Genomic DNA, 12179 nt, shown 5'->3' with positions numbered 1-12179 from the left:
TGCAGGTGCGTTGGCTGCATCCGTGCGCCCCAGTCACATAGTTAGCTATGCTCCTGGGGACTTACGGCCTGGCCGCCTTCCTGCACCTCGAATTATTTTGGGTACAGCCAAGGCAATATTCTTTAGCTTTACCCCGCCAATTTCTGGTGGCAAACACTCAACACCAGTTGCCTTAACCAGCAATGCGCCGGGTCTGCCTCCGAGCGCGGGTGCCACATCAACGACACCGTAATTTCATGGGTTTTCACCGGTAGCTCAAACACATAAAGCCGGGCCTCCCCTGAATTACCATTTAACCCCGGCTGATTGAGCAAGAATGTCGCCGGCACCAGCGCCACCAGATCGGATGCCTGAGCCACCGCTATCGCCGCAGGAAACCCTGGCACCATCGCCGCAATTTTGCGTTTCAGGTTAAGTTCACCTAACAACACATCTACCGGGCCGGTTCCCCGTTCATGGCGCGACACCACAACATGCCCACACGCGGCGTACTTCGCGGCAGTCATTTCACCGTCCAACTCAAGCGAATGGCCTTTTCTGACCACGCCGACAAACTTGTCCCGATAAAGCGCCGTTAAACGGATTTCCGGTCCCATTTCCCCGAGCACACCGATTTCAAGATCAATCACACCTTCACGTAAAAACTTCGCGGTTTTCTCAGGTTTTGGCATAAAACGCAGTTGTACTAAAGGCGCGACAGCGGCTACGGCAGCAATCAGTGCAGCGCCGAAAATCTCGATAAACCCGGCGTTAGTCCGCAGGGTAAAGTTGCGTTCAAGCGTGGCGAGATTAAGCGCAGCCGTTGAGGGCCGAAGTATCGCACGGGCTTCAAAGACTGCGTTTTGCGTACGTTCACGGATTTCTTCAGCATAAGGCGTCAGCACCATATTGCGCCCAGCCCGCACCAGCAACGGGTCGCCGGTCGTTTCGCGAAGGCGGCTAAGCGTGCGGCTCATTGCCGAAGCGCTTAACCCCAGGCGACGCGCAGCGCCCACCACGCTTCCTTCAGCAAGAAGCACATCAAGGGCAATGAGCAAATTCAAATCAGGTTCATTCATAACGTATACCCTTCATACTTCAAGCCGCAGGTGCGTTGACTACGTCCGTGCGCCCCAGTCACATAGTTATCCTATGCTCCTGGGGACTTACGGCCTTGTCGCCTTCCTGCAACTTGAATTATTTTGGGTATAGTAACGCGATCATTAAAAATAAGAGAAGGCGTTTGGTACAGCTTATTAGTGTAAGCAGTGCGTCTTCCGCCACGTATCTGACACCGCTATATTTCTGGCATCTATCCGCGATAAAGAGTTCTGAAAGATGGCGTTATTTTCCAGTCAACCTGGCGATGAAGGTTTACCCGGCCTCGAGCGTGGCTTAGCCATGGCCGCCGTTATGACGATGGCAGCCATGGTCGTGTTCGACGGCTCGATGATCACCATCGCGCTGCCACAAATCGCACGATCGCTTAACGTATCGCCAGGCGCTTCTGTCTGGGTGGCGAACGGTTACCTGCTATCGGCAGCAATGACACTTGCGATCTTTGCCGCGCTTTCCAGCCGCCTGGGATTCCGCACCATTTTCACCTTCGGCCTCAGCGTGTTTACGCTGGCTTCCGTGGGCTGTGCGCTGTCATCGTCACTGGAAATGTTAATCGCCATGCGCGTATTACAGGGCATTGGCGGAGCAGCCACATTGAGTATTGGCCCGGCAATCTTGCGCTCGGTTTTCCCTAACCGCCTGCTGGGGAGAATACTCGGCCTTAACGCATTGCTAATTGGTGCAAGTACCGCTATTGCACCGATTCTTGGGGGCGCGATACTCTCGGCAATGAGCTGGAAATGGCTGTTTGCGATTAATATTCCGCTGGGCATGATGGCTTTATTACTTACGCTGCGTGTTGTGCCCAACAACCCCGCTTTAAAACGTGAACCGTTCGATTATGCAGGAGCCTTATTATCGGCAATGGCATTAGGCGCGTTGATTATGGCCGCAGACGCCTTTACTCATCCCGGCAACGGCGACCTGAAAGTGGCGATGGCTTACGCTGCAACGGCTATTCTCACAGGCTTTGCGTTCATCAGGGTTCAGCGACGCGCAATAAAACCTCTGCTGCCGCTCAACATCTTTGCTTCTTCACGGTTTTCGCTGGCAGCGCTCACCTCGCTGGCCTCTTTTGTCAGCCAGGGCATTACTTTCATCGCATTACCCTTCCTGTTCCAGAGCGTTTACGGCTACAGCGCACTGGTTTCAGCCCTGCTTTTCACCCCGTGGCCGATAGGTATTATTCTGGCCGCGCCCCATGCCGGGCGTTTGGCCGACCGCTATTCAGCCGCGATAATCTCGACAATCGGACTGGGGATTTTCGCTATTGGGTTGACGCTTCTGGCGCTGCTTCCTGAACATGCTCAAGCCTGGGATATTTGTCTGCGCAGTGTGGTTTGCGGTATCGGTTTTGGCTGCTTTCAAAGTCCGAATAACAGAGAGATGCTGGCCAATGCGTCACGTGAAAACAGCGGATATGCCTCTGGAGTGCTGGCAATCGTGCGCACTTTTGGGCAATGCCTGGGCGCGGCATTGGTCGGGATTTTCATGTCGCTTTATGTGCAAAGCAGCGCCGTAGATATCAGCTTGTGGATGGCGGTCATCGCCACGGTTTTAGCCATCGCTCTGAGCCTGAGTCGCTTGCGGGGTTATAAATTAACGACGGAATAAAGTTTTAGGGTGGTGTTACACCACCCGCCAGAAACCTTTCTTTGTTGCCCCAACCCGCTGGAGTTTTCCTTTTTCCTGGAGAGATTTGAGATTTCTTTCGATGGTTCTGGTTGTCAGGGAGAGTTTTTGTGCAAGCTCAGCTATCGTGAGTTGAGGTCCTGCGCGAAGCAAAGCCAGGATCTTAATTTCACTCTGCGTAAAGTCTGTGAGTTTTTCTTCCGACATTTCTTCCGACATTTCTTCCGACATATTGTCGTCAGAGAAATGAATGCCTTCCGCCAGAGCCTGTGCCAGCTTCTCAAGCATAAAGTCGATAAAAGGCGTGCAATCACTAAGTCGATCACATTCGCCTAAAACCTGGTAATAACGTTGCTGCTGATTATGAATAATTGTCTCAACGGGCAACCAGGCTAATTCTGAGCGCCATTCACTCAGAATTAGCGTTTGCCATAACCGCCCCATTCGCCCATTGCCGTCAGCAAAGCAAATCCTCAATCAGACGCGGAACCTGGCTGGCTGGGGGAGCCATATGAATCAACTTCCGTTCCCGGTATACGCCAACATCAGCGCTGCGCAAAACACCCGGCGCATCAACCAGCCCGGTCATTAACAGACGATGCGCCGCCAGCAAATCTTTCCGTTGGTTGCTGCGCCATGAAGACATTGATTCATATGCAAGAATTGCGTTACGAACCTCCTGAATATCTTTAGCTGGAGCCAGCACCCGTTTGCCATCCATGATGGCGGAAACCTGCCCGGTCGACAGGCTATTATGTTCAATGGCTAACGATGCCTGAATAGTGCGAATACGATTTTCTTTGCGCAACATCGGGGACGCTTGCTCCGCATGGGCGGCCCAGCGGCCCAGTAATTCACCGACCTCGATAACTCGATTGATAATTCCAGGTGTAATGGAAAAAGGGGGTTGGTAGCCAGCCATTAACTTCTCTCCTGCCGCGCGGTGGTCTTTTACTCATCCACCAGCACGACTTCAATTCCGCCTTTACGCAGCCCATTCAGACTCTCTTCAGGAATACCCGCATCGGTGATGACCATATGAATGCGTTGGGTATCAATGATTTTATGCAGGCTGGAGCGGTTAAATTTTGTGGAGTCCGTTACCACAATAATCCGCTCCACCACTTCACACATCCGGCGGTTAAGGCGCGCTTCATCTTCATTATGGGTGCTGACACCTCGCTCCAGATCGATGGCATCGACCCCAAGGAACAGCATGTCGAAGTGGTAGTTTTGCAGGGATTGGTCAGCCTGATCGCCATAGAACGACAGCGACTGACGGCGCAAATGCCCGCCGGTCATCAGCAATTCGACACCTTCCGCTTCAAGCAACGCGTTCGCCACGTTCATGCCGTTGGTCATGGCAATCACGTCTTTATGATGGCGCAGGTGGCGCGCAATTTCATAAGTGGTAGTGCCTGAGTCCAGAATCACACGATGACCAGGCTTAATCAGGTCAGCTGCCGCACGCGCAATGCTGCGTTTCAACGAGGTATTCAGCGAGCTTTTATCCTCGACAGTCGGTTCAACCATCGCCGTACCTGAATCACAAACTAATGCCCCGCCGTAAGCACGTACCGCTATGCCCTGCTTTTCCAGAAAAGCCAGATCGTTACGGATTGTCACCGTCGAAACACCAAAAAATGATGAGAGATCATTAACCTGTACGCTTCCTTGTTGGCGAAGACGTTGGATGATTTGCTCACGCCTTTCACTTGTCCCCGTTACACGCTTGTCCGTTGCTGCGTCGGTATTGCTCATAATAGATCCTTTCATAAAACCTTTCGTTTCATTTCGCTTTGCCTATTAACACCTTTCTTTTCGCGGAAAGCAAGCCTTTACATCGCGTGCTGCATTCCCTGTCATCATGTCAAATAGCCTTTCATTATGTTTCTTTTGCGAAACAGATCTCAATTCTATTATCTTTCGTTTTGTTTTTATCGCACGATACACCACTATTAAATGAAACAAATCGAAAGACAAATCGATACGGAGAGGAAAGTGAAACATTTAACCGAGTTTGTGGCCGACCATAAACAGGATTCACGATGTGGCATTTTTGCCGTTTGTTCTGCTCACCCATTGGTTCTCGAAGCGGCAATGCGCCATGCCCGGGAAGCGAATTCACTCTTATTAATAGAAGCGACATCCAACCAGGTTGACCAGTTCGGCGGCTACACCGGAATGACACCAGAAGATTTCCGCGGTTTTGCCGAACAGATGGCCGACAAACATCACTTCCCGCGCGAGCAGTTAATTCTGGGCGGCGATCACCTGGGCCCAAACCGTTGGCAGGCCCTGCCAGCAGAAGAAGCCATGTGCAATGCCGAAGAGCTGATTCGTTGTTATGTCGCCGCTGGCTTTAAAAAAATCCACCTCGATTGCAGCATGTCCTGTGCTGATGACCCAATTCCTTTAACCGATGCCATCGTCGCGATACGTGCAGCAAGGCTTGCAAAAATTGCCGAGCAAACCTGCATTGAGAAAAGTGGCACTTCCGATTTGGTCTATGTCATAGGCACCGAAGTACCGGTTCCGGGTGGCGCTCACGAAACCCTGGCAGAGTTAGCCGTTACCACGCCACACGCGGCAAAAGCCACCCTTGAAGCCCATCGCCATGCGTTTGAACGCCAGGGGTTGAGCGACCTGTGGCCGCGCATAATCGGTCTGGTTGTTCAGCCGGGTGTTGAGTTTGATCACACCCAGGTTATTGATTACCAACCGGAGAAATCCCAGACACTCAGCCAGATGATTGAAGACTTCGACACCATGGTGTTCGAAGCGCACTCCACGGATTACCAGACACCACAGGCATTACAACAGTTGGTTCAGAACCACTTCGCTATTTTGAAAGTTGGCCCCGCGCTGACCTTTGCTTTGCGCGAAACTCTATTTTCACTGGCCGCTATCGAGCGTGAATTACGTCCGGCACATAAATGCTCAGGACTGCGGGAAGTGCTTGAGAGTGTGATGCTTGAGCACCCTGAAAACTGGAAACACCATTACCACGGCAGCGACAGCAACCGTCGCCTTGCTCGCGGATACAGCTACTCCGACCGCGTTCGCTACTACTGGCCAGATCATGATATTGACGAGGCGTATTCAAAACTTGTTAGTAATTTGTCTGATGAATCTATTCCTTTGCCGTTAATCAGTCAGTATCTACCACTTCAATACGCTAAGGTCCGTGAAGGAAAACTCGCGGCAACGCCGCATGAGCTGATTATTGACCATATTCAGGATGTGTTGCGCCAGTACCATGCCGCCTGTCTGGGCACTCAACCATCCCATTAACACAATGATAATAAGAGGAAAAAACATGCCAAACATTGTATTAAGCCGCATTGATGAACGACTGATCCACGGCCAGGTAGGCGTTCAGTGGGTCGGTTTTGCCGGAGCAAACCTCGTCCTCGTTGCCAACGACGAAGTTGCAGAAGATCCGGTACAGCAAAATCTGATGGAGATGGTTCTGGCGGAAGGGATCTCCGTGCGTTTCTGGTCGCTGCAAAAAGTTATCGACAATATTCACCGCGCAGCTGACCGCCAGAAAATCCTGCTGGTTTGCAAAAATCCGGATGATTTTCTGACACTGGTGAAAGGTGACGTGCCTGTCACGCGGATTAACGTCGGCAACATGCACTACGCAGAAGGCAAACAACAAATCGCGAAAACCGTTTCTGTAGATGACCAGGATATTGCCGCTTTTAATGGCCTACAAAAGGCCGGAGTGGAATGTTTTGTTCAGGGTGTGCCGACGGAATCCGCGCAGGATCTCTATAAACTCCTCTGAGGGAATTTCTATGGAAATTAGCTTATTACAGGCATTAGCGTTGGGTATTCTGGCCTTTATAGCAGGTCTGGATATGTTCAACGGCCTGACGCATATGCACCGTCCGGTGGTACTTGGGCCACTGGTTGGCTTGATTCTTGGCGACCTTCATACCGGGATTTTGTGTGGCGGGACGCTGGAGTTGGTCTGGATGGGTCTTGCGCCACTTGCCGGTGCGCAGCCACCTAACGTGATTATCGGTACCATTGTCGGCACCACCTTCGCCATTACCACGGGCGTTAAACCGGAAGTGGCTGTTGGCGTCGCGGTGCCATTCGCTGTTGCCGTACAGATGGGGATTACCTTCCTGTTCTCCATCATGTCTGGCGTGATGGCTCGCTGCGACCGAATGGCAGCTAACGCCGACACCGATGGTATTGAGCGCGTGAACTACCTGGCATTACTGGCGCTCGGCACCTTCTATTTTCTGTGCGCATTCCTGCCCATCTACTTTGGTGCAGAACATGCGAAAACCGCTATCGACATGCTGCCTGCTCGTCTGATTGACGGCCTGGGTGTCGCGGGTGGAATCATGCCAGCCATCGGTTTTGCCGTGCTGCTGAAAATCATGATGAAGAATGTCTACATCCCATATTTCATTCTCGGCTTTGTGGCTGCAGCCTGGCTGAAACTGCCAGTGCTGGCTATTGCCGCCGCAGCACTGGCGATGGCGTTAATTGATTTCTTACGCAAAGACCCGGCACCACAGCAACCTACACACGTGAAGCAAGAGGAATTTGAAGATGGTATCTAACGATCAGACTCTGCCAGGCGTTAACGTAACAGACACCGCCGCGGTCGAAAAAAACGACAATATCTATGAAGATCAACGTATCGGTGCGGAACTGACGAAGCAGGATATTAACCGGGTAGCATGGCGCTCCATGCTATTACAGGCATCATTTAACTATGAGCGTATGCAGGCCTCCGGCTGGCTCTACGGTTTACTGCCCGCGCTGAAAAAGATCCACACCAACAAGAACGATCTGGCTCGCGCCATGAAAGGCCACATGGGATTCTTCAACACCCACCCTTTCCTCGTGACCTTTGTCATCGGCATTATTCTGGCGATGGAGCGCTCAAAGCAGGATGTGAACAGTATCCAGAGCACTAAAATTGCTGTGGGTGCGCCGTTGGGCGGAATTGGTGACGCCATGTTCTGGCTGACCTTGCTGCCAATATGCGGCGGTATCGGGGCGAGCCTTGCGCTTCAGGGTTCAATCCTCGGCGCGGTTATCTTTATCGTGTTGTTTAACGTCGTGCACCTTGGTTTGCGCTTCGGCCTTGCGCATTACGCTTACCGCATGGGTGTGGCGGCCATCCCACTGATCAAAGCCAACACTCGCAAAGTGGGTCATGCCGCGTCTATTGTGGGGATGACGGTTATTGGTGCGCTGGTTGCCACTTACGTTCGCCTTTCCACCACGTTGGAAATTACGGCGGGTGATGCGGTAGTGAAACTGCAAACCGACGTTATCGACAAGTTAATGCCTGCATTTTTGCCCCTGGTTTATACACTGTGCATGTACGCGTTAGTACGGCGTGGATGGAGCCCGCTGCGCCTTATCGGTATCACGGTAGTGCTGGGTGTTGTCGGGAAGTTTGCTCACTTCCTGTAAGTGACATCCTGTAAGCGAGAGAAAACAATATGTTAAGTATTATTCTTAGCGGTCACGGTGGCTTTGCCACCGGACTGGAAAAAGCGATGAAACAGATTCTTGGTGAACAAGAGCAACTTATCGCCATAGATTTCCCTGAAACGTCTTCAACCGCACTGCTTACCGCGCAGTTCGAAGAAGCCATCAGCGTATTAGATGAAAGCGAAGGGCTGGTGTTTTTAACCGATTTACTTGGCGGAACCCCGTTCCGCGTGGCTTCAACCCTGGCGCTGGAGAAACCAGGCCGTGAAGTGATCACCGGCATCAACCTGCAATTACTGCTGGAAATGGTGCTGGAACGCGACGGGCTGAGCAGTAAAGAGTTCCGTCTTCAGGCACTGGAATGCGGCCATCGTGGGCTAACCAGCCTGGTGGATGAAATGGGACGCTACCGCGAAGCTGAGGCGGTCGAGGAAGGAATATGACCACGCTGCTGCGGGCCAGGCGCGTTCTCACCGAACAAGGCTGGCTAGACAATCATCAGTTACTCATTGATAACGAAACGATTGTCGCCATCGAACCGATTCCTGCTGGAATGATGGCGCGTGATGCGGAACTGCTGTGCCCGGCGTACATAGACATTCATGTGCACGGCGGCGACGGGGTTGATGTGATGGATGACGACCCCGGCGTCCTCGACCGTCTGGCGATGCACAAAGCGCGTGAAGGTGTCGGCGGCTGGTTGCCCACCACCGTCACCGCGCCGCTTGAAGATATTGAACGTGCATTGCGGCGTATCTCGCAACGCTATTATCGCGGCGGGCCTGGTGCGAGCGTGCTGGGCAGTTATCTCGAAGGGCCATACTTCACACCACAGAATAAGGGGGCTCATCCACCCGAGTTATTCCGCGAACTGAATATTCCGGAACTGGATCGGTTGATAGATGTATCGCAAAACACGTTGCGCGTCGTGGCACTGGCGCCTGAAAAGCCCGAAGCGCTTGAGATGATAAAACATCTGAAAAGCCGTAACGTTCGCGTGATGCTCGGCCATAGCGCCGCCAGCCATGAACAAACACTTCAGGCATTCGATGCCGGGGCTGACGGCCTGGTGCATTGCTTTAACGGTATGACGGGTTTGCACCACCGTAATCCGGGTATGGTCGGTGCGGGTTTAACTGACAAACGCGCCTGGCTTGAGCTAATTGCCGACGGGCATCACGTTCATCCAGCGGTCATGAATATTGCTTGCAGCTGCGCTAAGTCCCGAATTTTGCTGATAACCGATGCCATGAGTGCAGCGGGAATGCCTGACGGTGATTATTCGATTTGTGGGCACCCGGTCACCATGAGCAATGGGATCGTGCGAACCGAAAGCGGCGGTCTTGCAGGAAGCACCCTTGCGCTTGATGCCGCTGTGCGCAATCTGGTGAATCACGTCGGCGTGCATGCAGAAGATGCCATCCATATGGCTTCATTGCATCCGGCAAAAATGCTCGGTTTAGACAAAGAGTTAGGTTCGTTAGCCCCAGGTAAACGTGCCAGTTTGATAGCGCTTAATCCACTGCTAGAGCTTCAAAACATCTGGATTAATGGCCAACATCTCCCTTTGTAGTTCTTTCGTTGCTCCTCGCTTTGATCTGTCGCCTGCCGGCGGCAGATCTTTCTTTTCCTTTCGATTAGCTTCACGTCAATTATCTATTTATTCATAATTATATTTAAAATCAATTGATTGAATGAAAACGATCATTTCCTGGATCACATTTTTCGTTTTATTGTTTTTCTTACGTTGACCTTTCGTTTTCTTTTCTATAGATTTTATTTAAGCATGAAGTTGAGTAAATGAAACAAAACGAAAGATTGTCCTGTACTGCTTTGTGCTACTTCCGATGATCTTGCACTGCTAAGGACTGAGTTATGAGCGAAACCCAATCTGCCTGTCTTTCCGGCACATCAACCTGGACCGAAAAAGAGATCCGCCAACAGCCGGAAAGCTGGAGCCGATCGTTAAAAAATATCGGTAATCAACGTAGCAACATCGATGCATTCCTTGAGCCTTTGCTGCAAAACACCTCTCTAAAAATTATCCTGACGGGTGCAGGAACCTCCGCTTTTATTGGCGATATTGTTACGCCGTGGCTGTCACGCCACACCGGGAAAAACTTTGTTGCGGTGCCAACCACCGACCTGGTCACCAACCCGCTGGATTACTTATCCCCGCAGGAGCCGACGTTACTGGTCTCTTTTGCACGCTCTGGCAACAGTCCTGAAAGCGTGGCGGCAGTCGATTTAGTCAATCAGGTGATGGAGCACTGCTACCACCTGATCATTACGTGTAACGAAGCCGGTAGCCTGTATCAGAATGCGGCCACCAGTCACAATTCCCTGGCGCTATTAATGCCGCCGGAAACGCACGATCGCGGCTTCGCCATGACCAGCAGTATCACCACCATGATGGCTAGCTGCCTTGCGGTGTTTGCCCCTGATGTCATCAACAGCACCTCCTTCCAGGATGTGGCGACTCGCTGCGAGCAAATTATTGCCTCACAGGGTGAGTTCAACGAAAACGTGTTTGGCGACCTTGCGTTTAAGCGTGTTGTCTATCTCGGCAGCGGTGGATTGCAGGGTGTGGCTCGTGAGTCTGCACTAAAAGTACTGGAGCTCACCGCCGGAAAACTGGCCGCGTTTTATGACTCTCCAACCGGATTCCGCCACGGCCCTAAATCACTGGTCAATAACGAAACGTTAGTCGTGGTGATGGTTTCAAGCCATCCGTATACCCGCCAATACGATCTCGATTTACTGGCTGAACTGCGTCGCGACCAACAGGCGATGCGCGTCGTGGCAATCTGCGCGTCACCTTGCCCGGAAGTCGAGACAGGGCCGCATATCTGGCTGCCACCTTCCCGTGAGTTTATCGACGTTGAGCAGGCTTTCTGCTTCCTGATGTATGCACAGATTTTCGCGCTAACCGAATCAATCAAAGCAGGCATCACCCCTGATACGCCTTCTGCCAGCGGCACGGTAAACCGTGTTGTGAAAGGTGTGATTATTCATCCGTGGAAAGGCTGAGAGGATCCCAACATGAGTATTATTTCCACTAAATATCTTCTTCAGGATGCGCAGGCCAGAGGCTATGCCGTTCCTGCATTTAATATTCACAACGCGGAAACTATCCAGGCGATTCTGGAAGTCTGCAAAGAGATGCAGTCACCCGTTATCCTGGCAGGCACGCCAGGCACCTTTAAACATATCGCTTTTGAAGAGATCTACGCTTTGTGCGAGGCCTACTCTGAAAGCTACGACATGCCGCTTGCGCTGCATCTGGATCACCATGAATCACTGGCGGATATCAGCCGTAAAGTGAACGCCGGTGTACGTAGCGCCATGATCGACGGCAGCCACTTCCCGCTTGCCGAAAACGTGCGGCTGGTGAAATCCGTAGTCGATTTTTGTCATCGTCATGATTGCAGCGTCGAGGCCGAATTAGGGCGTCTCGGTGGTGTGGAAGACGATATGGATGTGGACGAAGAAAGTGCTTTCCTCACCGATCCGCAAGAAGCGCGTCGCTTTGTTGAACTCACCGGCATCGACAGCCTTGCCGTTGCTATTGGCACCGCGCATGGGCTTTACACTAAACGCCCGAAAATTGATTTCCAACGCCTGGGTGAAATCCGCGAAGTTGTGGATATCCCTCTGGTTCTGCACGGTGCAAGCGATGTGCCTGACGAATATGTCAGACGCGCCATCGAACTGGGCGTATGCAAAGTGAATGTCGCAACCGAGCTAAAAATTGCGTTTGCGGCCGCTGTTAAAAAATGGTTTGGCGATAACCCTGAAGGCAACGATCCCCGCTATTACATGCGTGTCGGGATGGATGCCATGAAAGAAGTGGTACGCAGTAAAGTCACCGTTTGCGGGTCTGCCAATAAATTAATTCCTGAAGCTGAAACCTCGCTATAAATCTTATTTTTTAAAGCGTTACCTGGAAAACCGGGTAACGCAATCAGTTTGATACT

At 51.9% G+C, this 12179-nt stretch carries 11 protein-coding genes and 1 pseudogene; 9 read left to right on the top strand and 3 right to left on the bottom strand.

Features of this window, described 5'->3' with window-relative positions; genetic code table 11:
- Nucleotides 1-128: 128 nt before the first annotated feature.
- A complete protein-coding gene (locus BSPA111_RS18660; RefSeq protein WP_183272636.1) occupies nt 129-1058 on the bottom strand; it encodes a LysR family transcriptional regulator in 930 nt (309 codons plus the stop codon).
- 259 nt (nt 1059-1317) lie between these two features.
- On the opposite strand from BSPA111_RS18660, the gene BSPA111_RS18655 reads away from it, so the two are divergent.
- Complete coding sequence (locus BSPA111_RS18655; RefSeq protein WP_183272635.1) at nt 1318-2712, top strand: MFS transporter; 1395 nt, start codon at nt 1318-1320, stop codon at nt 2710-2712.
- 15 nt (nt 2713-2727) lie between these two features.
- Here BSPA111_RS18655 and BSPA111_RS18650 read toward each other — a convergent pair.
- A pseudogene (locus tag BSPA111_RS18650) lies at nt 2728-3652 on the bottom strand (Fic family protein).
- A gap of 29 nt (nt 3653-3681) precedes the next feature.
- The gene (locus tag BSPA111_RS18645; RefSeq protein ID WP_183272634.1) at nt 3682-4491 is read right to left on the bottom strand and encodes a DeoR family transcriptional regulator; all 810 of its coding nucleotides are present in this window, start codon (nt 4489-4491) and stop codon (nt 3682-3684) included.
- 240 nt (nt 4492-4731) lie between these two features.
- Between BSPA111_RS18645 and kbaZ the strand changes: the two genes are divergently transcribed.
- From kbaZ to kbaY, 8 genes are all read left to right on the top strand, one after another.
- Nucleotides 4732-6024, top strand: a complete 1293-nt coding sequence (gene kbaZ, locus BSPA111_RS18640) for a tagatose-bisphosphate aldolase subunit KbaZ (RefSeq protein ID WP_183272633.1) — start codon at nt 4732-4734, stop codon at nt 6022-6024.
- 25 nt (nt 6025-6049) lie between these two features.
- Complete coding sequence (agaV, locus tag BSPA111_RS18635; protein WP_183272632.1) at nt 6050-6523, top strand: PTS N-acetylgalactosamine transporter subunit IIB; 474 nt, start codon at nt 6050-6052, stop codon at nt 6521-6523.
- Nucleotides 6524-6533: 10 nt separating this feature from the next.
- The gene (agaW, locus tag BSPA111_RS18630) at nt 6534-7316 is read left to right on the top strand and encodes a PTS N-acetylgalactosamine transporter subunit IIC (RefSeq protein ID WP_183272631.1); all 783 of its coding nucleotides are present in this window, start codon (nt 6534-6536) and stop codon (nt 7314-7316) included.
- Entirely contained in the window at nt 7306-8181 is an 876-nt protein-coding gene (gene agaE, locus BSPA111_RS18625; RefSeq protein ID WP_183272630.1) for a PTS N-acetylgalactosamine transporter subunit IID, read from the top strand. Before agaW ends, agaE begins: the two co-directional genes overlap by 11 nt.
- Nucleotides 8182-8210: 29 nt before the next feature.
- Entirely contained in the window at nt 8211-8645 is a 435-nt protein-coding gene (gene agaF / locus BSPA111_RS18620) for a PTS galactosamine/N-acetylgalactosamine transporter subunit IIA (RefSeq protein WP_183272629.1), read from the top strand.
- The gene (nagA, locus tag BSPA111_RS18615) at nt 8642-9775 is read left to right on the top strand and encodes an N-acetylglucosamine-6-phosphate deacetylase (protein ID WP_183272628.1); all 1134 of its coding nucleotides are present in this window, start codon (nt 8642-8644) and stop codon (nt 9773-9775) included. The genes agaF and nagA overlap by 4 nt, the downstream gene beginning before the upstream one ends.
- 302 nt (nt 9776-10077) lie before the next feature.
- On the top strand, nt 10078-11232 hold the full coding sequence (locus tag BSPA111_RS18610) for an SIS domain-containing protein (protein WP_183272627.1): 1155 nt from the start codon (nt 10078-10080) through the stop codon (nt 11230-11232).
- Between the two features lie 12 nt (nt 11233-11244).
- Nucleotides 11245-12123, top strand: a complete 879-nt coding sequence (gene kbaY / locus BSPA111_RS18605; RefSeq protein WP_183272626.1) for a tagatose-bisphosphate aldolase subunit KbaY — start codon at nt 11245-11247, stop codon at nt 12121-12123.
- Nucleotides 12124-12179: the final 56 nt, after the last annotated feature.

This window comes from Buttiauxella sp. A111 (genome assembly GCF_014189855.1).
Lineage (GTDB): Bacteria > Pseudomonadota > Gammaproteobacteria > Enterobacterales > Enterobacteriaceae > Buttiauxella > Buttiauxella selenatireducens.
The sequence above is the reverse complement of the archived record's forward strand: the minus strand, read 5'-3'. Positions and strand labels throughout refer to the sequence as shown.